The following is a 25,181-nucleotide window of genomic DNA, read 5'->3' on the forward strand; positions in this document are numbered from 1 at the left end:
GGCAGCCCGCGACGCGGGCCGCGGCGTCGGCCCTGAGCATCCGCGCTACTCGCGTCCCGTTCGTGCATCGCTACAAGGAAAGAACATGAGACTCCGCTCGTCACTGTCCTCCCTCGCCCTCGCTGCGGCATTCGCGTGCGGCGCAACCGGCGCCGCGCGCGCCGCCGACGACACGCCCGTGAGGATCGGCTTCGCCGCGCCGCTCACGGGCGTCAACGCGGGCTACGGCAAGGATCTGCAAAACGGCGTGCAGCTCGCGCTCGACGACGCCCGCGCGCAGGACGTCAAGATCGCCGGCAAGCCCGCGCGCTTCGAGCTCGTCGTCGAGGACGACCAGGCCGACCCGCGGATCGGCGTGCAGGCCGCGCAAAGCCTCGTCGACAAGAAGGTGTCGGTCGTGGTCGGCCACTTCAATTCCGGGACGACGATTCCCGCATCGGTCGTCTACGACAAGGCGAGCATCCCCGTCATCGATCCGGCCGCGACGAACCCCGTCATCACCTCGCGCGGGCTCGCGAACGTGTTCATGGTGATCGCCACCGACGGCCAGAACGCCGGCAACGCGGGCCGCTACGCGGTCGGCGTGACGAAGGCGAAGCGCATCGCGATCGTCGACGACCGCACCGCGTTCGGCCAGGGCGAGGCCGACGAGTTCGACAAGGCGGTCAAGGCCGCGGGCGGCGCGATCGTCGCGCGCGAATACACGAGCAACCAGGCCGTCGACTTCCGCGCGCAGATCACGAGCCTCAAGAGCAAGAACGTCGACCTGGTGTTCTTCGGCGGCCTCGATTCGCTCGCGGCGAACTTCACCAGGCAGATGAAGCAGCTCGGCCTGAATGCGCAGTTCGTCGGCGGCGGCGGCGTGAAGGACGCCGAGTTCATCAAGATCGCCGGCCCCGCCGCGGAAGGCGCGATGGCGTGGGAATACGGCCGGCCGCTCGACCAGTTGCCGCAAGGCAAGGATTTCGAGGCGCGCTTCAAGAAGCGCTTCGGCGTCGACGTGCTGTCGTACGCGCAGTTCGGCTACGACGCGACGTGGGCCGCGATCAAGGCGATGCAGGCGGCGGGCTCGACCGATCCGAACGGCTATCGGCCCGCGCTGAAGAAGATCGACTTCGAGGGCATCACCGGCCGCATCTCGTTTGGCGGCGACGGCTCGCTCAAGAGCGGGATGTCCACGCTCTATCAGGTGAAGAACGGCGCGTGGCAGACAATCGTCACGAAGGGGGGCTGATCGGCCGCCCGTGATTCGAGCGGGCCGCGTGCAACGCGCTGCATGCGCGCGGCCCTTTTCCCGAACGGCGCGCATCGCGCCCAACCCACGGAGTTTCGATGCATTCGAAAGTCGTCATCGTCGGCGGCGGCGTCATCGGCAGCGCGACCGCCTACTTCCTGCGCACGCTCGATCCGGGCATCGCCGTGACCGTGATCGAGCGCGATCCGACTTATGCGCGCGCGTCGTCCGCGCTGTCCGCGGCGTCGATCCGCCAGCAGTTCTCGACGCCGCTGTCGATCCGGATGTCGCTCTTCGGGATCGAGTTCCTGCGCTCGCTCGGCGAGCGGCTCGCGGTCGACGGCGAACGAGCGTCGATCGATCTGCACGAAGGCGGCTACCTCTTTCTCGCGACGCCGGCGGGCGACGCGACGCTGCGCGAGAACCACGCGCTGCAGACGTCGCTCGGCGCGCAGATCCGCTATCTGCCGCGCGATGCGCTCGCCGCGGCGTTCCCTTGGCTCGCCGCCGATGACCTCGCGGCCGGCTGCTACGGCGAGCGCGGCGAAGGCTGGTTCGACGGCTACGGGCTCGTGCAGGCGCTGCGCCGCAAGGCGCGCGCGCTCGGCGCGCAATACGTGAGCGCGGATGTGACGGGCGCGCGCGTCGGCGGGCGGCGCGTCACGCAACTGCTGACAGCCGACGGCCGCACGTTCGACTGCGACGCGCTCGTCAACGCGGCGGGGCCGTGGGCGCGCACGGTCGCGGCGTTCGTCGGCGTCGATCTGCCGGTGCGCGCGCGCCGCCGCAGCATCTTCAACGTGAGCTCGCCCGCCGTGCTGCCGCGCTGCCCGCTCGTCGTCGATCCGAGCGGCGTCTACTTCCGGCCGGAAGGCGCATCGTTCATTTGCGGCGCGGCGCCGCCGCCCGAGCGCGATTTCGACGACCTGCCGCTCGACGACGTCGACCATGCGCTCTTCGACGACCTGATCTGGCCGACGCTCGCGCACCGCGTGCCGCAGTTCGAGGCGCTGCGGGTCGTGCGGAGCTGGTCCGGCTACTACGAGTACAACGTGCTCGACCAGAACGCGATCATCGGGCCGCACCCGGACCTCGACAATTGCCTCTTCGCGAACGGCTTCTCGGGGCATGGGCTGCAGCAGGGGCCGGCGACGGGGCGCGGCGTTGCGGAGCTGATCGTGCACGGGCGGTACACGTCGCTCGATCTTTCGCCGCTCGGCTTCGCGCGCGTGCTCGAAGGCCGGCCGATCGTCGAGAAGAACGTGGTTTGACGGAGAATGCGCGGCGGCGGGAACGGCCAGCGCTCAGAGCCCGACGCCGCGCGCCATTCCGGTTGCCGCGAGCATGATCACGGCGACGAGCATCGCCTGCACGTGGCCGATCCGCGCGTACGCGGGCGCGCGCGCGAGGTCGGGCAGCATCCCGCGCCGCGCGGTCACGCGCCAGCGGATGAGGCCCATCATCGGCATCAGCTCGAGCACGAGGATCAGCGCGAGCGCGCCCATCTTCAGATGAAAGAGCGGCGCGTGCAGATAATAGTCGCCGCCTTTCTCGAAGCCGCCGAACGCGCGGACGATGCCCGTCGTGATCAGCACGAGCGCGGACACGCCCCAGATCGCGTCGGCCCTGAACACGTCGGGCAGATCGGCGGACTGCCGCGACGCGGCGACGCGCTTGAGCGCGCGGTTGCGCGCGGCGATCGACGCGAACGCGAAACCGAACGCGAGCAAATGAACGGCGGCGAGCAGCCATCGAACGGTCAGCATCGTTCCTCCTTGTGTCGGCGAAGCGGGCGCGGCAGCGCGAACCGGCCCGCCGGCGTCACGCGATCTGCCTGAGCGACGCGTCGAGCGCGCGCGCCGCGACGCGGTCCCCTTCCGTCGCGAGCGGCGCGCGCATCACGATCTGGCGGTTGTGGCCGACCGCGGCGGGCGAATCCCACAGCAGCTCGATCTTCGGCCGCGCGAGCCACCCTCCGTTGCGCGGTGCGGGACGCGCCGACGTCGGCTGTTTCGCCGAAGCACGCGATGCGGCCGATGCCGCCGATGCGGCGGCATCCGGTTGCGCAACGGGTTGCGCGGCAATATCCGGTTGCGCCGGCGCGCCGGCTTCGACGGCCGAGGATTGCGGCGCGGCCCCCTTCGGCCAGCGCACGGACAGCTCGCGCGCATCGTATTGCCCGACCTTGCGGCTCTCCATCCAGACGACGACGGTGCGCGTCAGCACATCGAGCGAGATCGCGTAGCGGCCGATCGCGTAGCGGCGCGCAGCGACATTGGTACGCCACAGCGCGCGCGGCCGGCACATCCAGACGACGGCCGCATAGAGCGCGGGCGCGGCGAGCAGCCAGCCGTTGCTGACCGTCAGCGCGTGCAGCGAGCGGCGCCAGCCGGCCGCCGCCGCGAACACGCCGACCGACCATACGGCGAACAGGAAGCCGAGCAGCGCGAAGAAGCGCAGCGCCTGGCGCAGCCACTGCGGAAGCGGATGAAACGGGCGCTCGGCGCGCGCCTGCGCGCCGGGCAAGACGAGCAGCAGGAAGATGAGGACGACGTTGATGCACGCCCACGGCGAGGACGCCATCGCCGACAGCGACGCGCGATAGCCCATCAGCGACATCGAGAACAGCCAGCGGGCGAGCAGCACGAGACCGATGGCTCGCAACGCGAAAATGACGCCCGAGCCGGGAGCCGGGTTCGCGCGCGTGGGTTTCGTTCTCGCCAAAGCTCTCTCCTCTTGACGGCCTTGCCGGGGCCTGATTTTACGGCACGGCCATTATAGGGACATTACTCGGCCGGCTGATGCCCGCGCGGCGCAAATCGCCGGATTGCGTCGTTTCCTGCCCCGGCGGCGCGGCGCGAATACAACAGATCGCGGGCGGCGCGCCAGGGCGGCCGGCCTACCCCGTCGCCGAATGCAAAATGCCCCGCCCGGGTCGACCCGGGCGGGGCATCGCTCGAACATGCGGCGTCCGAAAGCGCGGCGCGGCGCTTCGCCGCGTGCGGCGAAGACGCGGCGCGTCAGCCTGCGTTGACTTCGCGCAGCACCGTGCGGCGCTTCTGGCGCAGCAGCTCTTCGTAGCCCGACACGTAGTTCCGCGCCATCACCTTCGACGTGAAGCGCGCATCGAACGCGGCGCGCACCCGCTCGCGCGGCAGCGTGTTCAGGCGCTTGACGGCGGCGACGGCCGACAGCTCGTCTTCGACGACGAAGCCCGACACGCCGTTCTCGATCACCTCGGGCACCGAGCCGCGCTTGAACGCGATCACCGGCGTGCCGCACGCCATCGCCTCGATCATCACGAGGCCGAACGGCTCCGGCCAGTCGATCGGGAACAGCAGCGCGTGCGCGTTGCCGAGGAATTCGGCCTTCTCGGCTTCGCTGATCTCGCCGATATATTCGACGTGCGGCAGCGAGAAGAGCGGCTTGATCTTCTCTTCGTAGTACGCGCGGTCGGCCTTGTCGAGCTTCGCGGCGATCTTGATCGGCATGCCGGCCTGCTCGGCGATCCGGATCGCGGTGTCGACGCGCTTTTCCGGCGAGATGCGGCCGAGGAACGCGAGGTAGCTCGGCTTCACGTCCGGAATCGGCTTCAGCAGGTTCTCGGGCAGACCGTGATAGGTCGTCTGCAGCCAGTTCGCCTGCGGCAGCGGAATGCGCTGGTTGTCGGAGATCGACACGACGGGCACGTCGCTGAACGTGTTGAAGATCGGCTGCAGCTCCGGCAAGTCGAGGCGGCCGTGCAGCGTCGTCAGATGCGGCACCGGCTGGCGCGAGAACAGCGGGAACGGGTAGTAGTCGATGTGGAAGTGCAGCACGTCGAACTCGTCCGCGCGGCGGCGCACTTCCTCGAGCAGCAGCATGTGCGGCGCCATCACGTCGCGGATCGTCGGATCGAGGCGCAGCGCCTGCGGCCACACGGCCGCGAGCTTCGCGGAGGTTTGCGAATCGCCGCTCGCGAAGAGCGTGACGTCATGCCCCATCTCGACGAGCGCCTCGGTCAGATAGGACACCACCCGTTCGGTACCGCCGTACAGTTTCGGGGGAACCGCTTCGTGCAACGGAGCGATTTGAGCGATTCGCATGTGCAACTCCTAAAAAATCGGCAAAAAGTAAAACAGCGGGTCGATCGCCCGCCTGCCGAACGCCGCCGCGACGTCGGTTGGACGTCGGGCGAGCCGGCTCGCGACACTGAAGCTGCGTTGCCTCGCAGGCCGCGTCGCACGGGCAATCAACGTTTCAGCGGGAAATCCGTTGACAGGTTCCAGTAAAGGACCTAGGGCAAACCCGGAGTCGATTATCGGGGGTCGCGAACAGTGCGGCGCACAACATTTCAAAGTCTTTACGTTGTTACAAAGACGCAACACTTTGCCAATCTTCCGACGTGAAGACCGTTTTAGAGTAGTTGCGTCTGCCCCGCTCCCTGCGGCAACAGGCCGTGCGCGCGGCGGTTTTCGTCCGTCGACGAGAGGAACGCGCCACAAGACGTAAAATTTTATCCCAAAATAAGTCGCATACCCTGGCGCGATGCAACTCGGGTGCAGCGCGACACACCGGCTTGATTACAATGCCGGCTTTCGCCTGCTTCTCGGCGCGACGTTCGGACGCGGCGTTCAACCCTCGTTTCACCACACGCACTGATTTTGGAAGCTCTCACCCCTGCCCAGCGCAACGCCCACAACGCGAAGCTCGCGAGCTACGCCGCCCGGCCGCTCGCGTTCCTGTTCCGCTACATCCGGATGCAGCCGGTCGCACATGTCGTCGTGCTCGTCAGCGTGCTCGCGGCGGTCGGCTGCGCGCTCGGCTCGCAGTACGCGATCAAGCACCTGATCGACGTGCTCGCGGCCGGCCGCCATCATCCAGGCGCGCTCTGGGGCGCGTTCGCGCTCCTCGTCGGCCTGATCGCCGCGGACAACCTGCTCTGGCGCGTCGGCGGCTGGGTCGCCGCGCATACGTTCGTCGCGGTGACGGGCGATCTGCGCCGCGATCTGTTCCAGTATTTGAGCGGGCACTCGCAGACCTACTACGCGGAGAAGCAGCCCGGCACGCTCGCGAGCCGGATCACCGCTACGTCGAACGCGATCTACACGTCGGAGAACACGATGGCGTGGAACGTACTGCCGCCGTGCATCGCGGTGATGGGCGCGATCCTGATGATCATCGTCGTCAATCCGCTGATGGCGCTCGGCCTGCTGTCGTGCTCGGGCGTGCTCGCGATCGTGCTGTTCAAGCTCGCCAAGCGCGGCTCGATGCGCCACCACCGCTTCGCGGCGAAGGCGGCGGCTGTCGACGGCGAGCTCGTCGACGTGATCGGCAACATGGGGCTCGTGCGCGCGTTCGGGATGACGCTGCGCGAGCAGAAGCGCTTTTCCGCGACCGTGAAGGCCGAGATGGACGCGCGCCAGCAGAGCCTGCTCTACCTCGAGAAGCTGCGCCTCTTGCACGCGGTGATCACCGCGATGCTGTCGGCGGGCCTTCTCGGCTGGGCGCTGTGGCTCTGGGACCAGGGCCGCGCGACGTCGGGCGACATCGTGCTCGTCAGCTCGCTCGGCTTCACGATCCTGCACGGCACGCGCGACCTCGCCGTCGCGCTCGTCGACGTCACGCAACACGTCGCGCGTCTCGCCGAGGCGGTGAAGACGCTCCTCGAGCCGCACGGGATGCCCGACCGCTCGGACGCGATCGCGCTTGCGCCGCGCGGCGGCCGCGTCGACTTCGAGCGCGTGACGTTCGCGTATCCGCACCGCCGGCCGATCCTCGACCACTTCGACCTGCACATCGAGCCCGGCCAGCGCGTCGGCCTGATCGGCAAGTCGGGCGCGGGCAAATCGACCGTGCTCGCGCTGCTGCAGCGCTTCTACGACATCCAGCAGGGCGCGATCCGGGTCGACGGCCAGGACCTCGGCTCGATCACGCAGGAGAGCCTGCGCCAATCGATCGCGCTCGTGCCGCAGGACATCTCCCTCTTTCACCGGTCGATCTACGAGAACATCGCGTACGGCCGGCCCGACGCGACGCGCGAGGAAGTGCTCGCCGCCGCGCGCGACGCGCGCTGCACCGAGTTCATCGAGGCGATGCCCGAGGGCTTCGAGACGATCGTCGGCGATCGCGGCGTGAAGCTGTCGGGCGGCCAGCGGCAGCGGATCGCGATCGCGCGCGCAATCCTGAAGGACGCGCCGATCCTGCTGCTCGACGAGGCGACGTCGGCGCTCGACAGCGCGTCCGAGGAAGCGATCCAGGCCGCCCTCGACCGGCTGATGACGGGCCGCACAGTGATCGCGATCGCCCACCGGCTGTCGACGCTGCGCAACTTCGACCGGATCATCGTGATGAGCGCGGGCAAGGTGATCGACGACGGCAGCCCCGACGTGCTGCGCGAGCGCCCGGGCCTGTACCGCGACCTGCTCGCGAAGCAGCACGGCCGGCACCTGGCCGCGCCGGCGCCCGCCGAAGACAACGGCGACGGCGGCGACGATTCGTCTGCGTCGGACGACGAACGCGTCGCGTAGCGCCGCGCGCGCCGCAGAGGACCCGGGCCGTCGCCCGTCGCCGTGCGCTACCGCCCGAGATCCCGCAAGAAGTTGTCGCGCCACACCGACACGTTGTTCTCGCGCAGCCGCGCGAGCATGTCGGCGTGACGCGCGCGCCGCTCGGCGAGCGGCATCGACAGCGCGCGCGACAACGCATCGGCCATCCCGCCGATATCGATCGGATTGACGATCAGCGCGCCCGTCAGTTCGCACGCGGCGCCCGCGAAGCGCGACAGCACGAGCACGCCGGGATCGTCCGGGTCCTGCGCCGACACGTACTCCTTCGCGACGAGATTCATCCCGTCGCGCAGCGGCGTCACGTACCCGACGCGCGCGAGCCGGTACAGCGCGGCGAGCACCGGCCGCTCGTACTGCCGGTGGATATAGAGGATCGGTGCCCAGTCGAGCTCGGCGAAGCGGCCGTTGATGCGCCCCGATTCGCCCTCGAGCTGCCGGCGGATGTCCTGGTACGCGCGCAGGTCGGCGCGCGTCGACGGCGCGATCTGCAGGAACGACACGTGGTTGCGAAACGACGTCTCGTGCTCGAGCAGTTTCTCGAACGCGCGAAAGCGCTCGACGAGCCCCTTCGAGTAATCGAGCCGGTCGACGCTCATCACGAGCTGCCGCCCGCGCAGCGACGCCGCGAGCGACTTCACCGCGCGGCCGTTCTCGCCCGCCTTCGCGAGCGCGGCGATCTCGTCCGGATAGACGCCGATCGGATACGCGGCCGCGCGCAGCGTGCGCCCGAACGCCTCGACGCGCGCCGGATGCGCGGCGCGGTCGACCGCGCCGCCCGCCTCGCATTCGACGTACTCGAAGAACGCGCGCAGATCGGTGTCGGTCTGGAAGCCGAGCAGATCGAACGAGCACAGCGCCTCGACGAGCTCGCGATGCGGCGGCACGTTGACGAGCACCTGCGCGGCCGGAAACGGAATGTGCAGGAAGAAGCCGATCCGGTTCTTCACGCCGGCCGCGCGCAACGCCTGCGCGAACGGGATCAGATGATAGTCGTGCACCCAGATCACGTCGTCGTCGCGCAAGAGCGGCACGAGCTGCTGCGCGAGCCACACGTTCACGCGCGAATAGCCCTCGAACTCGTGGCGATCGAACTGGATCAGGTCCGCGCGGTAATGGAACGCGGGCCACAGCGTCGCATTCGAGAAGCCCCGGTAGTACTGATCGTAGTCGCGGCGCGACAGCCCGATCGTCGCGAACGTGACGGGGCCGTGCTCCTCGACGCGAATCTGCGGCGCGCCCGACGCGACGACCTCGCCGCTCCAGCCGAACCACATGCCGCCCGTTTCCTTCAGCGCGTCGTAGACGCCGACCGCGAGACCGCCCGCGGCGGGCTCCCCTTCCGAAATCGGCGCGACCCGATTCGAGACGATGATGAGACGGCTCATGCGGGCGCGCGCCCCGCGTCGATCCAGCGCGCGAGCTGCTCGCGGAACGCGGCGACCGAATCGATGCGCGCGCGCGCCGTCGTGTCGCCCGCGCCGACCTTGATCGACAGCCCGCCGTTCGCGTTGACGACGGCGAAGCCCTGCTCGTCGGTCAGATCGTCGCCGGCGAAGACAGGCATGCGGCCGGCGAACGGCGGCTCGTTCAGGAACGCGGCGACCGCGCGCCCCTTGTCGACGCCCCTCGGCTTGATCTCGAACACCATCTTGCCCGGCTGCAGCACGTACGCGTCCGGATAGTCGGCGACGAGCCGCTCGGCCGCCGCGCGCGCAACGCCTTCGCGTTCGGGCGCGTTGCGAAAGTGCAGCGCGAGCGCCGCGCCCTTGATCTCGAGCAGCATGCCCGGATGGCGATCGACGACCGCCGCGAGCTCGCGCTCGATGCGCAACAGACGCGGATCGTCGAAGCCGATCCGCTGCGTGTCGCCGTTCGCGTCGCGCCGTTCGGCGCCGTGCAGGCCCGCCACCGGCAGATCCGGCAGGTTGAGGTACGCGTCGATGCTGTCGATGCCGCGCCCCGACACGATCGCGACCGCGCCGTGCGACAGCCGCCGCAGCGCGTCGACGAGCGCGGGCACGTCGGGCGGCACCCGGATCGCGTCGGGCGTCGGCGCGAGATCGACGAGCGTGCCGTCGAAGTCGAAGAAGAACGCGGTGCGGGCGAGCGGAAGGGAAAGCGGGATGGATTGCATCGATTCGCTGAAGAGAATGGCTGCCGGCGGGCGCGCCCGCCGGGCGAATGTGCGCATCTTACCGCGCCTCGTGCGCGATGAACAAAAGCGCGGGCCCGTGGCGCGCGGCCGGCGTGCCGCGCCGCTGCGACATTTTGCCCCGGCTCGGTGCGCCGCGCGCGTTTCGAAAAGACGATCCGGATCAAATTGCGCTACAGTCGCAATCGCCAACCGATATAGCGCGACACGGCGCGACGCCGATCCGCAGGTGCCCGTGGCCGGGCCTGACGCGCGCGCCGCGACGGGCGATGCGCCGAAGGCGCGGCGCGATCGATGCGCCCTCGACCGCAGCCGGCGCCGCAAGCCCCGTGCCGCGGCACCCGACGCCGCGCGTGGCCGTCGCGCACGATTGCTTCGAACCGAATTCGCCGATGCCGTTTCCTTTTTTCGCGGCGCGCGCGCAGGCCGCCTCACCGCCGGCTGGCGCACGCCGCATGCGCCTTCTCCGCTTCGCCGCTGCCTGCGCGGCGGCGGCCGCGCTCGCCGGCTGCACGCCGCGCGGCGAGCCGTGGCGCTTGACGAATGTGACAGGCCACCTGCCCGACCTGACGTTCTCACTCACGGGTGAGGACGGCAAGCCGATCGACGCGTCCGCGTTCCGCGGCCACGCCGCGCTCGTCTACTTCGGCTACACGCACTGCCCGGACGTGTGCCCCGAAACGATGACGCGCCTGATGCGGGTGCTCGCGCTGCTCGGCCCCGACGCGCGCGGCGACGTGCGCATCCTGTTCGTGTCGGTCGACCCGGCGCGCGACACGCCCGCCGCGATGCGCGACTATGTCGGCGCGTTCGACGCCGAGCACGCGTACGGGCTCACGGGCAGCGAGCGGCAAATCGAGTCGCTCGCGAAGCGCTATCGCGTCGCGTATCAGATGGAAAAGCGCGACCCGAACGGCAGCTACGAAGTCACGCACAGCTCGGCCGTCTACGTGTTCGATGCGCAAGGCCGCGCGCGCCTGCTCGCGACCGACCAGGATTCCCCCGACGCGATCGCCGCCGATCTGCGCCGGATCATCGCCAACCGTTCCTGAACCGGAACCCACTTACCGCCAAGCCGATGACGCTCAAACCGACCCTCCTCGCCGCGCTCGCCGCCCTTTCGCTCAGCCTGAACGCACACGCGGCCGGCGCCGCTTCGATCAGCGCGCAGAACGCGTGGGTGCGCTGGCTGCCGAACAAACTGCCCGCCGCCGGCTACGTGACGCTCGTCAACGCGAGCGACAAGCCGATCGATCTCGTCGACGTCGACAGCCCCGAGTACGGGATGACGATGCTGCACCAGACCGTGTCGAACGGCTCGACGCAGAAGATGGAGATGGTCGACAAGCTGACGATCCCCGCGCGCGGCAAGGTCGACATCGCGCCGGGCGGCTATCACTTCATGCTCGAAGAGCCGAAGCGCGCGATCAAGCCGGGCGACACCGTGCACCTGCGGATGCAGTTCTCCGACGGCGAGAAGCTCGACGCGCCGTTCGCCGTGAAGTCGCCCGCGGCCGCCAAGTAAGCTCCGCGCGATGAACCTGCTGTACTGGCTCGAGCCGTGGGAGCCGTCGCCCACCGTCGTGATCGCCGTGCTCGTGGCCGGCGTGCTGTTCGCGCGCGGCGCGCGCAAGGCGAAGGTGTCGGCGCCGCGGCGCGTCGCGTTCTGGCTCGGACTCGTCGCGCTGTACGTCGCGCTGCACACGCGGCTCGATTATTTCTTCGAGCACGAGTTCTTCATGCATCGCGCGCAGCACCTGGTGCTGCACCACCTCGGGCCGTTCTTCATCGCGCTGTCGTATCCGGGCGCGGCGATCCGCGCCGGCATCCCGTTCGCGTGGCGGCAGCGCTTCGTGCGCCCCGCGCTCGCGCAGCCGTTCGTGCGCGCGACGCTCGACGTGCTGTTCAATCCGGTCGTCGCGGTCGTGCTGTTCGTCGGACTGATCTATTTCTGGCTGCTGTCGCCGATCCACTTCGTCGCGATGCTCGACTGGCGGCTCTATCGCGTGATGAACTGGAGCATGGTGATCGACGGGCTGCTGTTCTGGTGGCTCGTCGTCGATCCACGGCCCGCGCCGCCCGCCCGGCTCGCGCCGGGGCGGCGCATCCTGATGGTCGTCGCGGCGATTCCGCCGCAGATCATGCTCGGCGCGCTGATCTTCTTCACGCCGCACGAGCTCTATCCGATCTATTCGATCTGCGGGCGCGCGTTCACGTGGTTGAGCCCGCTGCGCGACCAGCAGATCGGCGGGCTGCTGCTGTGGATTCCCGGCTCGATGATGAGCGTGATCGGCGCGCTGATCGCGCTGCGGCACTGGATGCGGCTGTCCGCGCGCGGCCGGCTGTCCGACGAGCGCGCGGCGCGCGCCGCTCACGCGGGCGAACGCATCCACACGTGCGCAATGCCGTCCTCGTCGTGCACGTCCGAACTCGGCGCGAAACCGAACGCGCCATAGAACTTCTGCAAATGCGCCTGCGCGTGCAGGCTGATCGGCGTATCCGGCCATTGCGCGCGAATGCGCTCGAGCACGGCCGAGAGCATCGCATGGCCGACGCCCATTCCGCGAAACGGCTGCGTCGTCAGCACGCGTCCGATCCGGATGTCCGGCTCCGACGCGTCGGGCAGCAGCACGCGCAGGTAGCATGCGAGGCGGCCCTGCGCGTCGTACGCGCCGAGGTGCCATGCCTCGAGATCGGCATGATCGATGTCGCGGTACACGCAGTTCTGCTCGACGACGAACACGTCGCTGCGCGCCGCGAGGATCGCGTAGATCTCGCTCGGCGTCAGCGCGCCGAACGGCTTCCAGCGCCATTCGAGCGACGCCGGCGGCGCAGCGGTGGTAACGGACGAAGCGGCTGTCGTGGAGATGGACATGATCGAGATCCCGAATGAAAGGCTGCGCCGTTGCGATGCGCGCAATGGCCGATTATGCCTTGAACGGACGGGGTCGCGAACGCGAATGCAGACATCCGCGCCGATGCGCACGCGCCGCGCCGAGCATCCGCACGCGACGCCGCGCGAACGGCGCACGAAAAACGCTCCGCTCATCGCGGGGCCTTCGTCAAGCGCTCATCTTGCCGAAGCGGCCGCCGTTGAAATCGTCGATCGCCTGACGGATCTCCTCGTCGCTGTTCATCACGAACGGCCCGTAGCCGACGATCGGCTCGTCGATCGGCTCGCCGCTCAGCCACAGCAGCGTCGCATCGTTGTTCGCTTCGATGTCGACGTCGCCGCCGTCCCGCGCGAACTGCACGAGTTGCGCTTCGCGCACGACCTCTTCGCCGTTCACGAGCACCGTGCCGCGCAGCACGACGAGCGCGAGCGTGCGGCCCGCGTCGGCGCGCAGCCGCACGTGGCCGCCCTGCGCAACGCGCACGTCCCACACGTCGAGCGGCGTGTGCGTGCGCGCCGGCCCGCGGCGGCCGCCGAACTCGCCCGCGATCACCCGCACGCGGCCCGCGCCGTCGGGCAGCTCGACGGACGGGATACTGTCGTTCGGCAGCGTCTGGTAGCCGGGCTCGGACATCTTGTCCTTCGCCGGCAGATTCACCCAGAGCTGCACCATCTCGAGCGTGCCGCCGTCGCGCGCGAACTGCGCCGAATGAAACTCCTCGTGCAGGATGCCGCCCGCCGCCGTCATCCACTGGACGTCGCCCGGGCCGATATGGCCGCCCGCGCCCGTCGAGTCGCGGTGATCGACTTCGCCCTGATAGACGATCGTCACCGTCTCGAACCCGCGGTGCGGGTGCTGGCCGACGCCGCGCCGGCGGGCCGTCGGCTCGAAGCGCGCGGGACCGGCATAGTCGAGCAGCAGGAACGGGCTCAGATGCGCGCCGTGGCTGTCGTAGCTGAACAGGGGCCGCGCGGGAAAGCCGTCGCCGACCCAATGCGAGCGAGGCGCGCTGTGCACGCCGACGATTTGCTTCATGCTCCTCTCCTTTCATTCATGGCCGAAGCGATCGCTTCAGTCGATGGATAGAAGATAGAATCCGAACGATGTTTGCGGTAGTGCGTGGAAATCGCACTCAGCGTTCCATATGGAGAACGATGCATCATGCGGGATCTGAACGATCTCTGCTACTTCGTCCAGGTCGTCGATCACGGCGGCTTCGCGCCCGCCGGGCGCGCGCTGAACATGCCGAAGTCGAAGCCGAGCCGGCGCATCGCGCTCCTAATCGACATCGCGCTGCGCGCGGCCGCCGCCGCGAGCGTCGGCGTCGCCCAGTTGCCGACGATGATGGTCCGCGGCCCGATTGCGCGCGGCGAGCTGCGGCAACTGCTGCCCGGCTGGGCGCCGCGGCGCGAAATCGTGCATGCGGTGTTCGCGTCGCGCCGCGGGCTGCTGCCGTCCGTGCGCGCTGCTCGACTTTCTCGCCCGGCGTTTCGCCGCGCTCGAGCCGGATTAGACGAACGCTCGGGCCTTCGATCGATACGGCGCCCGCCTCCGATTGACCCCGGCCGCGGCGCGCGATCACGCCGCGCGCCGCGGCGAATTCCCTTAGACTGCACGAGTTGCGGCCGCCGCAGCCGCCACAGCCGCCGCAGCCGCCGCTCAACCATCACGTCAATCGCTCATGTTCGCGCTCTCCGAAACCCTTCCGTCATCGAAGCCTGCGCTCTACGAAACGCTCGCCGCGCAGGCGCGCGCGCTCGTCGAGACGGAAACCGATGTCGTCGCCAACGCGGCGAATTTCGCTTCGCTCGTCTACCACTCGCTCGACGGCCTCAACTGGGCCGGCTTCTATTTCCTTGACGGCCGCGAGCTCGTCGTCGGCCCGTTCCAGGGCAAGCCCGCGTGCGTGCGCATTCCGCTCGGCAAGGGCGTGTGCGGGACGGCCGCGCAGACGCGCAGCACGCAAGTCGTGCACGACGTGCACGCGTTTGCCGGCCACATCGCATGCGATTCGGCGTCGCAATCGGAAATCGTCGTGCCGCTCGTCGCGCGCGACGGCGCATTGATTGGCGTATGGGACGTCGACAGCCCGCTGATCGGCCGCTTCGACGAAGAGGACGCGGCAGGCATGGAGGCGCTCTGCCGGGTGTTCGTCGAGGTCGCGTGGGAAAACGCGGCGCGGCCCGGCAAGTGAATCGGTATCCGGCGATGCCGGCCGTGCCAGGCGGAAGGCGTCGCCGGCAAGCCGTTCGCCTCGTCTCGACAGTGTGCAAGCGCGCGCGCCTCGCGTCCGTATGATCGCGCCCCCGCGCGCACTCGCGATGAATCAGGGTGCCCGGCCACTCCCTCATCGAACCGGCCGGCCGCGTCTATCGATCGATTCCCCGCGCGCTTTCGCCACGCAGCGCAATGCCCGGCGCACGTGCGCCGCGCCCCCACCAGCCCCACATCGCGAACGCGCCGATAGCGAGCAGCGGCAGAACCAGCACGCTGCCCTCGGGCCCGGCCGTCCCGCCGCTCAGCAGCGGATGCCCGACGGCGTGCGCGGTCAGCCGCACGCCCTCGACGAGCCGGCCGCTATCCGGCGCGCCGTAGAAATACGATTCGCCCCAGTCCCATGCCGCATGAAAGCCGATCGCCCACCAGAGCGACCCCGTATACCAGAGCGATAGACAGAAGACGAATCCGAACAGCATCGCCGACACGAGCCCCATGATCGATTCGTCCGGACTGACGACATGCAGCGCGCCGAAGAGCGCCGACAACAACACGGCGCCCCACCAAAAGCCAATCCAGCGCGCGAGCGTACAAAGCAGATAGCCGCGCAGCAGCGACTCCTCGAAGAGCCCGGTCATCACGAACATCGCGGCCCACACGGCCGCATATTCCCACGCGCGCGCACCGTGAATCGCGGGCGCATCGAAGCGCAGCAGCCCGGCCTCCCACAACGCGAACACCAGCGCCGAAATCGCCATGAAGCCGCATACGGCGCCAGCCGCGAAGCGCAACGCGCGCGCTCGCCCCTGCAGCCCGTAGGAAAACGGCGAACGGCGCTCGATCCACGCGAGCACGATCGTTGCGAGCGCAACCGATGCGAGTTGCATCGCCTCCATCACCGCGCCGTTCGCGACGGACAGCGCCTGATCGCCCGCCGGCATCGGCAGCAGCCGGCGCGAGACGAGCGCAAGCCCGGCGATCGCACCGACGAAGATCGCGACGAACAGCAGCACGCCCCACGGCGCGCGCAAGCCGTCCTGATCCAGCAGGACCCGGCGCAGACGGCCGCCGCGATACCCGGCCGATGCCGCGGCCGACGTGTCGTTCGACGACGCGGACGAATTCGAATGAATCGGTTTCAAGTACGCTCCCGGTCAGGCTCGAAATGGGAAACGGCTCGCGCACGCGAGCAGGCGACGCTGCGCGTTGCCCGCGGCGCATGCGGATTGAACGCGATTGTCACACCGGAAGCGGCGATACGGGCGGGGAAGCGAAAAAAGAAAAGCCCCGTTGATCGGGGCTTTGTCTGGAGGCGCGAGCCGGAGTCGAACCGGCCTACACGGCTTTGCAGGCCGCTGCATAACCGCTTTGCTATCGCGCCGTAAGCGGACTGCCGAACGTCGCGAAAACCAGCCGGCTTGCAACGATCGACAGATTTCGTTCGAGGGCCGAAAGGCCCATCAAACAAAAAGGGAAGCTTGGCTTCCCCTTGTTCTGGAGCGGGAGACGAGTCTCGAACTCGCGACCTCAACCTTGGCAAGGTTGCGCTCTACCAACTGAGCTACTCCCGCATCATCCTGCACTGCATGTCTTGCCGAACAGCACGTCAAGCAAAACGCTGCCTTGAAACCTGGAGCGGGAGACGAGTCTCGAACTCGCGACCTCAACCTTGGCAAGGTTGCGCTCTACCAACTGAGCTACTCCCGCGTTTTGCTTCCCCCACCGCACTGCGTCAGGCGTCATGCAGTGGAGAAGCGAAATTATGGTGAAACTCGATTTGCGTGTCAAGCGTTTTTCGCGCCCTTTTTCTTCGATCACGTCATCGCCATCGTCGACGCGCGATCCGGCATGCGTTTCGCCGTGCGTTCCGCGCTCACGCCGCGCCGCCGCGCTCGCGAATCTGCGGCCACGCGAGCTTCATGTAGTAGAGCATCGACCAGATCGTCAGCACGGCCGCGAGATAGATCAGCCACTCGCCCCACACGCGCGTGTCGATCGCGACGCCGCCGCCGAACGGCAGCCGGCCGTAGAAGAGCAGCATCGGGATCGCGACCATCTGGCACGCGGTCTTGAACTTGCCGAGCGAGTTCACCGCGACGCTCTTCGACGCGCCGATCTGCGCCATCCATTCACGCAGCGCCGAGATCGCGATTTCGCGGCCGACGATCACGAGCGCGATCGCCGCGTCAATGCGCGCGAGCTGCACGAGCATCAGCAGCGCCGCCGTCACCATCAGCTTGTCGGCGACCGGATCGAGAAACGCGCCGAATGCCGACGTCTGGTTCCATTTCCGCGCGAGATAGCCGTCGAACCAGTCGGTCAGCGCGGCCAGAATGAAGATCACGGCGGCCGCCAGATTGCGATGGTCGGCGCTCAGCATCGTGTCCGGCAGATAAAACACGCCGACGACGAGCGGAATCAGCACGATTCGCACCCACGTCAGGAAAATCGGGAAGTTGAACGGCATGGCACGCGACACGATTGAAGGATTTGCCATTGTGCCGCGTCGCCCGCGCCGCCACAAGCAAGGCGCCCGGCGCGGGCCGCGCCGGGCCGGGCGGCGGCGGGCGGTGCGGCGTTCAGTGGAGTTGCCGGTAGATCTGCTCGGCGAGCGCGCGGGAGATGCCTTCGACGCTCGCGAGCTCGTCGACGCTCGCGGCAACGACGCCGCGCAAGCCGCCAAAGCGCGCAAGCAGTCGCTGCCGACGCTTCGCGCCGACGCCTTCGAGTTCCTCGAGCCGCGACGTCTGCCGCGCCTTCGCCCGCTTCGCGCGCATCCCGGTGATCGCGAAGCGGTGCGCCTCGTCGCGGATCTGCGCGACGAGCATCAGCGCGGCGCTCTCCTTGCCGAGCTCGAGCGGCGCGCGGCCGTCGGCGAAGATCAGCGTCTCGAGCCCGACCTTGCGCCCCTCGCCCTTCGCCACGCCGACGAGCATCGAGATATCGAGCCCGAGCTCGGAGAACACCTGGCGCGCGATCTCGACCTGGCCCCGGCCGCCGTCGATCAGCACGATGTTCGGCAACCGCCCGGCCGAAGCGGCCGCATGCACCGCATTGCCGTCAATGCCGGCCGCTTCGTCGGCCGACGCCTCGGCGGCCGCCTCCTCGACCATCTTCTCGTAGCGGCGCGTGAGCACCTGGCGCATCGCCGCGTAGTCGTCGCCGGGCGTGATCCCCGCGATGTTGTAGCGGCGGTACTCGGACGACTGCATCTTGTGATGGTGATAGACGACGCACGACGCCTGCGTCGCCTCGCCCATCGTATGGCTGATGTCGAAGCACTCGATCCGCAACTGCGCGAGATCGTCGCTCTCGTAGCCGAGCACGTCGGCGAGCGCGCGCGTGCGCGCCTGCTGCGAGCCCTGCTCGGACAAGAGCCGCGCGAGCGCGAGGCGCGCGTTCTGCTCGGCCATCGCGAGCCACGCGCGCTTCTGGCCCTGCGGCTGCCGCACGACCGCGACCTTGTGCCCAGCCTGCTCGACGAGCAGATCGATCAGCTCGCGATTCGCGGGCGCATGGCTCACGACGAGAATCGGCGGCACGCGGTTGCCGAGGTAGTGCTGCGCGATGAACGCTTCGAGCACTTCGGTTTCGAGCGGCGCGGTGGCAGCATCGGTCTCGGCTTCCTGCGGCGCGGCTGCAGCGCCGCTGCCGGGCGGCGCGCCGGCCTCGCGCGCTTCGGCCTCGCCTTGCGGGCCGACGCTCGCGTCCGCGCGTCGCTCGACATCGCCTTCGGCACGCGCGTCGGCGGGCGCGTCGCCCGCAAGCGGCGCCCGCGCCGTCGGCTCCGCTCCGGCGGCCTGCGCGTCGTCGCCCGCGCCTTCGCCGGCGCGCGCGTCGAAGTCGCCTTCGAGCGCGAGCGCGGTTTCGACGTGCGTCGGGAAATACGCCTTGTCGCCGAGATGCCGGCCGCCGCGCACCATCGCGAGATTCACGCACACGCGGCCGCCCTGCGCGACGACGGCGAGGATATCGACGTCGCTGTCGCCGCCGACGTCGATCGCCTGCTGATGCAGCACCTTCGCGAGCGAGCTCATCTGGTTGCGCACGGCCGCTGCCTGCTCGAACTTCAGCTCGGCCGCGAACGCGTGCATCTTCCGCTCGAGCTCGCCCATCACCTCGCCCTGCCGGCCGAGCAGGAAGCGCGACGCGTTGTCCACGTCGCGCGCATAGTCCTCCTCGCCGATCGCGCCGACGCACGGCGCCGAGCAGCGGCCGATCTGGTGCAGCAGGCACGGGCGCGTGCGGTTGTTGAACACCGAGTCCTCGCAGGTGCGCAACTGGAACACGCGCTGCAGGATCTGGATGCTCTCGCGCACCGCCCACGCGCTCGGAAACGGCCCGAAGTACTGGTTCTTCTTGTCGACCGCGCCGCGGTAGTACGCCATGCGCGGAAACGCGTGGCCCGTGAGCTTCAGGTACGGATACGACTTGTCGTCGCGAAACAGGATGTTGTAGCGCGGCGCGAGCGCCTTGATCAGGTTGTTCTCGAGCAGCAGCGCCTCGGCCTCCGAGCGCGTGACCGTGGTCTCGACGCGCGCGATGCGCGTGACCATCATCGCGATCCGCGGCGACGACTGCGTCTTCGTGAAGTAGCTCGACACGCGCTTTTTCAGGTCGCGCGCCTTGCCGACGTACAGCACCGCGTCCTGCGCGTCGTAGTAACGGTAGACGCCCGGCAGGTGCGGCAGTTGGGCGAGGATCGGCTTGGGTTCGAAACGGGATTCGGGTGCGTCGGGGGATGTCATGCTCAATGCGGGCGCGAGCGGCGCGCGCGAACAAGGTCATTTAGAATCGCCAGTTTAGAGCATTCGCCGCGCGCGATCGCGGCCCGGCCGCCGCGGCGCGCGTCCGCGTGCCGCGCGGCTCGCCGGTTTGCACGCTGATTCGCCTGCCGATCAGCGTTTCATTCGCTACGCTTGCCCAGACCAGATGACGTCGTCCGCCCCGCTCACCCCACCCGCTTCCGCACCCGCTTCCGCGCCAGCCGACACTCGCCCGCCGCCGCAAGACGCGGCGGGCCCGATCGCGTGCGACATCTTCTGCGCGGTCGTCGACAACTTCGGCGACATCGGCGTGTGCTGGCGCCTCGCGCGCCAGCTCGCGGCCGAGCATGGCTGGCAGGTGCGGCTCTTCGTCGACGATCTCGCGACATTCGCGCGCCTGCAGCCGGCCGCCCGGCCCGACGCCGCGCGGCAGACCGTCGACGGCATCGCCGTCGAACACTGGCGCGCGCCCGCGCACGCGGGCGACACGCTCGAGATCGCCGACGTCGTGATCGAAGCGTTCGCGTGCGAGCTGCCGGGCGCTTACGTCGCCGCGATGGCGCGCCGCGCGCGGCCGCCCGTTTGGATCAACCTCGAATACCTGAGCGCCGAAGACTGGGTGGGCGACTTCCATCTGCGCCCGTCGCCGCACCCGCGCTACCCGCTGACGAAGACGTTCTTCTTCCCCGGCCTCGGCCCCGGCACGGGCGGCGTGCTGAAGGAGCGCGATCTCGACGCGCGCCGCGCCGCGTTCGAAGCCGACGACGACGCGCGCCGCGCATGGTGGCAAAACGTTGCGGGCGCGCCGAGGCCGGGCCCGGACGCAACCGTCGCATCGCTCTTCGCGTACGAGAACCCGGCGCTCGACGCGCTGCTCGAACAATGGCGCGACGGCGGCGAGCCGGTCGTGCTGCTCGTGCCCGAGGGCCGGATCTCGGCGCGCGTCGCGCGCTTCTTCGGGGTCGGCACGTTCGGCGCCGGCGCGCACGCGGCACGCGGCAGCGTCGCCGCGCACGGGCTCGCGTTCGTCGCACAGCCCGACTACGACCGGCTGCTGTGGGCGAGCGACGTGAACTTCGTGCGCGGCGAGGATTCGTTCGTTCGCGCGCAATGGGCGCGCCGGCCGTTCGTCTGGCAGATCTATCCGCAGGCCGACGACGCGCATCTGCCGAAGCTCGACGCGGCGCTCGCGCACGTCACGGCGCGCGTCGATCACGCGACGCGCGCGGCGACCGAACGCTTCTGGCATGCGTGGAACGGCGCGGGCGCGCCCGACTGGGCCGACTTCTGGCAGCACCGCGCGGCGCTCGCCGCGCGCGCGGCGAACTGGGCGAACGAGCTCGCGGCCGTCGGCGACCTCGCCGGAAATCTGGCGGATTTTGCAAAAACTCAGTTAAAATAAACGGTTATCCAACGGCTGACCACGCAAGCGCGTCCGTTACCGGCGCGACGCTTCAGGATAAAGGGGGCCGCCAGCCCGGCCGCGGCCGATCGCGCATACGGTCGCCGGGCTTGCCAGGTCGAGCCCGCTTGCGCCGTTAGCCGTTGAGCAACGCTCAGGCAAATTCTCTCGTTCAGGATAGTTTTAGTTATGAAAACCGCACAGGAACTCCGCGTAGGCAACGTCGTGATGGTCGGCAACGACGCATGGGTCGTCTCGAAGGCCGAATACAACAAGTCGGGCCGCAACGCCGCCGTCGTCAAGATGAAGCTGAAGAACCTGCTGACGAACGCAGGCCAGGAATCGGTCTACAAGGCGGACGACAAGTTCGACGTCGTCGTGCTCGATCGCAAGGAAGTCACGTACTCGTACTTTGCCGACCCGATGTACGTGTTCATGGACGCCGACTACAACCAGTACGAAGTCGAAGCGGAAATGATGGGCGACGCGCTCAACTACCTCGAAGACGGCATGGCGTGCGAAGTCGTGTTCTACAACGAGAAGGCGATCTCGGTCGAACTGCCGACGATCCTCGTTCGCGAGATCACGTACACGGAACCGGCCGTCAAGGGCGACACGTCGTCGGGCAAGGTGCTCAAGAACGCGAAGCTCTCGACGGGCTTCGAGCTGCAGGTGCCGCTCTTCTGCAACACCGGCGACAAGATCGAAATCGACACGCGTACGAACGAGTACCGCAGCCGCGCATAAGCGCCGATTGCGCCGGCAGGTCGAACAAAGCGCCCTTCGGGGCGCTTTTTGTTTATTCGACGCCGCTTATTGCATAAAGGCGCCACATCATAAACAATGCCTTGAAGAAGCACTGACGGGATTCAATTTGTATCATCCGTAACTGTTTTATAGTCGATAACAAATACCGTACGCCAAGTGCGCGATGGGGCATAAAATTCATTTCTCATCCCGAAATGGGGGTTGTACGCCGGTCCGGCCGATGGACCGGTCTTTCAATTGCGCACACCATGCCACACGCCCTGATTGTCGAAGACGATCCCAATAGCTTATCCGGCCTGACCGCGCTCCTCGCCGCGGACGGTTTCTCGGTCGATACGGCCACCTCGCTCGCCGAGGCCCGTGGCGCCCTCGCCCGCTCGATTCCCGACGTCGTCCTCGTCGACCTGAACCTGCCCGACGGCAGCGGCTTCGACCTGCTGCAGAACCTGCCGCAACAGCAGCCGAACGGCTCGCTGCCGGTGATCGTGCTGACCGGCAATGCGACCGTCGAAAGCGCGATCGAGGGGCTGCGGCACGGCGTCTGGGATTACCTGCTGAAGCCAGTCAACATCCCGCGGCTGCGCAGCCTGCTCGCGCGAATCCCGCGCCCGTACGAACTGATCGAGGAAGTGCAGGCGCTGCGCGCGTCGCTGCGCCGCCTCGGCCGCTTCGGCTCGCTCGTCGGGCGCAGCGACGCGATCCAGCACGTCTACGACATGATCGAGCACAACGCGCGCACCGAAACCGCGGTGCTGCTGTGGGGCGAGCCCGGCACCGGCAAGGAGGCGGCCGCGCGCACGCTGCACGGGCTGAGCCGCCGCCGCAAGGGCCCGTTCGTCGCGTTCGACTGCCGCGCCGCCGTGCAATCGCCGCGCAACATCGAGACCAACGGCCGCGCGATCGAGAGCATGCTGCTCGGCCGCGAGCGCGGCGCGTACACGGGCGTCGAGCGGCGCGACCCCGGCCTCTTCGAGCAGGCGAGCGGCGGCACGCTGTTCCTCGAGGAAATCACCGCGCTGCCGCTGTCGCTGCAGGAGGCGCTGCTGCGCGCGCTCGATTCGCAGAACTTCATGCGCGTCGGCGGCACGACGGAAATCGCGAGCGACTTCCGGCTGATTGCGACGACGCGCCGCCCCGCGCGCGAAGCGGTCGCGAACGGCACGCTGCGCGAGGATCTGTGGCTGCGCCTCGACGCCGCGTCGATCGGCCTGCCGCCGCTGCGCGAACGCGACGACGATGTCGTCGTCATGGCCGAGGCGTTCGTCGACGACCTGAACCGCGACGCGCGCGCGGCGGGCCTGAACATCACCGACAAGCGGATCGCGCCCGGCTTCATCCGCGAATGCCTCGCCTACGACTGGCCGGGCAACGTGCGCGAGCTGCAGGAGCGCGTGCGGACCGCGTACGACCAGTCGGGCGACTTCATCGATACGCTGCGCGCGGGCGACGCGTATCCGAAGCCCGGCGCCGCGCTGAACGGCAGCAGCGTGCAGGTGCGCGTCGGCATGCCGCTCGCCGACGTCGAGGATCTGCTGATCCGCGCGACGCTCGACGCGGTCGGCGGCACGCGCCACCGCGCGGCGACGCTGCTCGGCATCAGCCCGAAGACGCTCTACAACAAGCTGCAGCGAATGAAGATCGGCTGACGTCCGGCCGACGTCGACGCGAAGGCGGCCGCACGCCGCCTTCGCCCCGCGTTCGCCCGTTTCAAGTCAGGCGAACGCGCTGCGCAGGAGTTCCTGCGCATTCAGATAACGCGGCTCGCGCATCAGCTTGCGCCATTTGAGCGCCTTGCCGCGCGGCCGCATCTGCTTGATCCGCTGCAGCGATTCACGCGATGTCGTCGTGCGCAGCGCGTCGAGCACCCGTTCCGCCGCATCCGGCTGATTGCAGACGAGCACCATGTCGCAGCCCGCATCGAGCGCCGCCTGCGCCGCCTGCGCGAGCGTGCCGCCTTCGCGCGCGGCCTCCATCGACAGATCGTCGCTGAACACCGCGCCCGGAAAGCGCAGCCGGCCGCGCAGCACGTCCTGCAGCCACACGCGCGAGAAGCCCGCCGGCTTCGAGTCGACCTGCGTATAGATCACGTGCGCCGGGATGACGGCCGCGAGCGACAGCCCGAGCCAGTCGTACGGCGCCGCGTCGTTCGCGAGGATATCTTCGAGCGGGCGGTCGTCGGTCGGCAGCGCGACGTGCGAATCGGCCTGCGCGAAGCCGTGACCGGGAAAATGCTTGCCGCAGTTCGCCATCCCGGCGAGCGCGAGCCCGTGGTTGACGCTCTTCGCGAGCAGCGCGACAACGCGCGGATCGCGATGGAACGCGCGATCGCCGATCACCTTCGAGCGGCCGTAATCGAGATCGAGCACGGGCGTGAAGCTCATGTCAATGCCGCACGCGCGCAACTCGGACGCGAGCACGTAGCCGAGCGCGGTCGCCGCCTTCGTCGCGCGCAGCACGTCGTGGTCCCACAGCTCGCCGAGCCGGCGCATCGCCGGCAGCACGGTGAAGCCGTCGGTGCGAAAGCGCTGCACGCGGCCGCCCTCGTGATCGACCGCGATCAGGATGTCGTCGCGGACCGCGCGGATCGCGTCGGTCAGCGCGACGAGCTGCGCGCGGCTTTCGAAGTGGCGCGCGAACAGGATCACGCCGCCCGTCTGCGGATGCGCGAGACGGCGCGCGTCGTCACGCGTGAGCGTCGTGCCGACGACGTCGAGCATCACCGGACCGGGGGTCAGTTTCATCGAATCAGCGTCCTTGCGGAGAATGGATCAGGAAGCGGCGCCCGAGCGCGCGGCGACGACGTCGTCGGGCGCCTCGGCGACGACGAACGTGACCGCGTAGTCGCGCTCGTCGCTCACCGTCACGCGCGCGGTGATGCCGCGCGCATCGAGCCACGCGGCGAGCTCGCCCGACGCGACGACGTAAGGCTCGCCGCTCGGCCGGTTGAGCGTCTGCAGCGCGCGCCATGTCATCGGCCAGTGCATGCCGAGGCCGATCGCCTTCGAGAACGCTTCCTTCGCGGAAAAGCGCGTCGCGAGAAACGCGATGCCGCGCGCCTCCGAGCGCGCGCGCCGCGCGTGGAACACGCGCAGTTCGTCGGGGCCGAGCACCTTCGCGGCGAAGCGCCCGCCCGTGCGCTCGAGCACGGCGGCGATGCGGCTCACCTGAGCGAGATCGGTGCCGATGCCGTAGATCGCCAT

22 protein-coding genes, 3 tRNA genes and 1 pseudogene are annotated in these 25,181 nt (G+C 68.8%); 11 read left to right on the forward strand and 15 right to left on the reverse strand.

Annotated features, from left to right (window positions below; translation table 11 throughout):
- Window positions 1–85: 85 nt before the first annotated feature.
- Together WT16_RS11555 and WT16_RS11560 are read left to right on the forward strand one after the other, a co-directional pair.
- Window positions 86–1,234, forward strand: a complete 1,149-nt coding sequence (locus WT16_RS11555; RefSeq protein ID WP_009913124.1) for a branched-chain amino acid ABC transporter substrate-binding protein — start codon at window positions 86–88, stop codon at window positions 1,232–1,234.
- A 98-nt stretch (window positions 1,235–1,332) separates the two neighbouring features.
- Window positions 1,333–2,505: an FAD-binding oxidoreductase gene (locus WT16_RS11560; RefSeq protein ID WP_006025835.1), complete on the forward strand. Its 1,173-nt coding sequence runs from the start codon at window positions 1,333–1,335 to the stop codon at window positions 2,503–2,505.
- A 33-nt stretch (window positions 2,506–2,538) separates the two neighbouring features.
- Here the strand turns inward: WT16_RS11560 and WT16_RS11565 are convergent, their stop codons facing one another.
- The 3 genes from WT16_RS11565 to WT16_RS11575 form a co-directional block, all read right to left on the reverse strand.
- Complete coding sequence (locus WT16_RS11565; RefSeq protein WP_006025834.1) at window positions 2,539–3,000, reverse strand: DUF2214 family protein; 462 nt, start codon at window positions 2,998–3,000, stop codon at window positions 2,539–2,541.
- A 55-nt stretch (window positions 3,001–3,055) separates the two neighbouring features.
- A complete protein-coding gene (locus tag WT16_RS11570) occupies window positions 3,056–3,958 on the reverse strand; it encodes a hypothetical protein (protein ID WP_015600968.1) in 903 nt (300 codons plus the stop codon).
- 296 nt (window positions 3,959–4,254) lie between these two features.
- Entirely contained in the window at window positions 4,255–5,319 is a 1,065-nt protein-coding gene (locus WT16_RS11575) for a glycosyltransferase family 4 protein (RefSeq protein ID WP_009913136.1), read from the reverse strand.
- Window positions 5,320–5,877: 558 nt separating this feature from the next.
- On the opposite strand from WT16_RS11575, the gene WT16_RS11580 reads away from it, so the two are divergent.
- Window positions 5,878–7,743, forward strand: a complete 1,866-nt coding sequence (locus WT16_RS11580) for an ABC transporter ATP-binding protein (protein ID WP_063533381.1) — start codon at window positions 5,878–5,880, stop codon at window positions 7,741–7,743.
- Window positions 7,744–7,790: 47 nt separating this feature from the next.
- Here the strand turns inward: WT16_RS11580 and otsA are convergent, their stop codons facing one another.
- Window positions 7,791–9,167 carry an alpha,alpha-trehalose-phosphate synthase (UDP-forming) gene (gene otsA / locus WT16_RS11585; protein WP_063533382.1) on the reverse strand — a complete coding sequence of 459 codons (1,377 nt, stop codon included), beginning with the start codon at window positions 9,165–9,167 and terminating at the stop codon, window positions 7,791–7,793.
- Window positions 9,164–9,973 carry a trehalose-phosphatase gene (otsB, locus tag WT16_RS11590; protein ID WP_082743903.1) on the reverse strand — a complete coding sequence of 270 codons (810 nt, stop codon included), beginning with the start codon at window positions 9,971–9,973 and terminating at the stop codon, window positions 9,164–9,166. The genes otsA and otsB overlap by 4 nt, the downstream gene beginning before the upstream one ends.
- A 353-nt stretch (window positions 9,974–10,326) precedes the next feature.
- Between otsB and WT16_RS11595 the strand changes: the two genes are divergently transcribed.
- From WT16_RS11595 to WT16_RS11605, 3 genes are read left to right on the forward strand one after another with little or no spacing between them, the layout of a single operon-like run.
- A complete protein-coding gene (locus tag WT16_RS11595; protein ID WP_063533847.1) occupies window positions 10,327–10,986 on the forward strand; it encodes an SCO family protein in 660 nt (219 codons plus the stop codon).
- Between the two features lie 26 nt (window positions 10,987–11,012).
- The gene (locus tag WT16_RS11600; RefSeq protein WP_006025827.1) at window positions 11,013–11,459 is read left to right on the forward strand and encodes a copper chaperone PCu(A)C; all 447 of its coding nucleotides are present in this window, start codon (window positions 11,013–11,015) and stop codon (window positions 11,457–11,459) included.
- Between the two features lie 10 nt (window positions 11,460–11,469).
- Entirely contained in the window at window positions 11,470–12,390 is a 921-nt protein-coding gene (locus WT16_RS11605; protein WP_006025826.1) for a cytochrome c oxidase assembly protein, read from the forward strand.
- On the opposite strand, the gene WT16_RS11610 is transcribed toward WT16_RS11605, so the two are convergent.
- Window positions 12,306–12,809, reverse strand: a complete 504-nt coding sequence (locus WT16_RS11610; RefSeq protein WP_015600531.1) for a GNAT family N-acetyltransferase — start codon at window positions 12,807–12,809, stop codon at window positions 12,306–12,308. The genes WT16_RS11605 and WT16_RS11610 overlap by 85 nt on opposite strands.
- Window positions 12,810–12,996: 187 nt before the next feature.
- Complete coding sequence (locus WT16_RS11615) at window positions 12,997–13,863, reverse strand: pirin family protein (protein WP_015600774.1); 867 nt, start codon at window positions 13,861–13,863, stop codon at window positions 12,997–12,999.
- 126 nt (window positions 13,864–13,989) lie between these two features.
- Here WT16_RS11615 and WT16_RS30950 point away from each other — a divergent pair.
- Both WT16_RS30950 and WT16_RS11620 read left to right on the forward strand, forming a co-directional pair.
- Window positions 13,990–14,341, forward strand: a pseudogene (locus tag WT16_RS30950) (LysR family transcriptional regulator).
- Between the two features lie 168 nt (window positions 14,342–14,509).
- Window positions 14,510–15,022: a GAF domain-containing protein gene (locus WT16_RS11620; RefSeq protein WP_015600142.1), complete on the forward strand. Its 513-nt coding sequence runs from the start codon at window positions 14,510–14,512 to the stop codon at window positions 15,020–15,022.
- 175 nt (window positions 15,023–15,197) lie between these two features.
- Here WT16_RS11620 and WT16_RS11625 read toward each other — a convergent pair whose 3' ends face one another.
- The 6 genes from WT16_RS11625 to uvrC form a co-directional block, all read right to left on the reverse strand.
- Window positions 15,198–16,187 carry a type II CAAX endopeptidase family protein gene (locus WT16_RS11625; protein WP_015602216.1) on the reverse strand — a complete coding sequence of 330 codons (990 nt, stop codon included), beginning with the start codon at window positions 16,185–16,187 and terminating at the stop codon, window positions 15,198–15,200.
- 165 nt (window positions 16,188–16,352) lie between these two features.
- Window positions 16,353–16,426 (reverse strand) — tRNA-Cys (locus WT16_RS11630).
- 114 nt (window positions 16,427–16,540) lie between these two features.
- A tRNA-Gly gene (locus tag WT16_RS11635) sits at window positions 16,541–16,616 on the reverse strand.
- 60 nt (window positions 16,617–16,676) lie between these two features.
- Window positions 16,677–16,752 (reverse strand) — tRNA-Gly (locus WT16_RS11640).
- 166 nt (window positions 16,753–16,918) lie between these two features.
- Entirely contained in the window at window positions 16,919–17,512 is a 594-nt protein-coding gene (pgsA, locus tag WT16_RS11645; protein ID WP_006025821.1) for a CDP-diacylglycerol--glycerol-3-phosphate 3-phosphatidyltransferase, read from the reverse strand.
- Window positions 17,513–17,624: 112 nt separating this feature from the next.
- The gene (uvrC, locus tag WT16_RS11650; protein ID WP_063533383.1) at window positions 17,625–19,793 is read right to left on the reverse strand and encodes an excinuclease ABC subunit UvrC; all 2,169 of its coding nucleotides are present in this window, start codon (window positions 19,791–19,793) and stop codon (window positions 17,625–17,627) included.
- A gap of 184 nt (window positions 19,794–19,977) precedes the next feature.
- On the opposite strand from uvrC, the gene earP reads away from it, so the two are divergent.
- The 3 genes from earP to WT16_RS11665 all read left to right on the forward strand — a co-directional run bounded on the left by earP (window position 19,978) and on the right by WT16_RS11665 (window position 23,627).
- Window positions 19,978–21,213, forward strand: a complete 1,236-nt coding sequence (earP, locus tag WT16_RS11655; RefSeq protein WP_063533384.1) for an elongation factor P maturation arginine rhamnosyltransferase EarP — start codon at window positions 19,978–19,980, stop codon at window positions 21,211–21,213.
- A gap of 189 nt (window positions 21,214–21,402) precedes the next feature.
- Window positions 21,403–21,960 carry an elongation factor P gene (gene efp, locus WT16_RS11660; protein WP_006025818.1) on the forward strand — a complete coding sequence of 186 codons (558 nt, stop codon included), beginning with the start codon at window positions 21,403–21,405 and terminating at the stop codon, window positions 21,958–21,960.
- A gap of 269 nt (window positions 21,961–22,229) precedes the next feature.
- Window positions 22,230–23,627, forward strand: a complete 1,398-nt coding sequence (locus WT16_RS11665; RefSeq protein ID WP_009913159.1) for a sigma-54 dependent transcriptional regulator — start codon at window positions 22,230–22,232, stop codon at window positions 23,625–23,627.
- Between the two features lie 66 nt (window positions 23,628–23,693).
- Here the strand turns inward: WT16_RS11665 and nagZ are convergent, their stop codons facing one another.
- Together nagZ and acpS are read right to left on the reverse strand one after the other, a co-directional pair.
- Window positions 23,694–24,722 (reverse strand): beta-N-acetylhexosaminidase, encoded by a 1,029-nt coding sequence (gene nagZ / locus WT16_RS11670; protein WP_059933972.1) that lies wholly within the window; start codon window positions 24,720–24,722, stop codon window positions 23,694–23,696.
- Between the two features lie 27 nt (window positions 24,723–24,749).
- Entirely contained in the window at window positions 24,750–25,181 is a 432-nt protein-coding gene (gene acpS, locus WT16_RS11675) for a holo-ACP synthase (protein WP_006025815.1), read from the reverse strand.

This window comes from Burkholderia sp. MSMB1589WGS (assembly GCF_001636105.1).
In the GTDB taxonomy this organism is placed as follows: Bacteria; Pseudomonadota; Gammaproteobacteria; order Burkholderiales; family Burkholderiaceae; genus Burkholderia; species Burkholderia humptydooensis.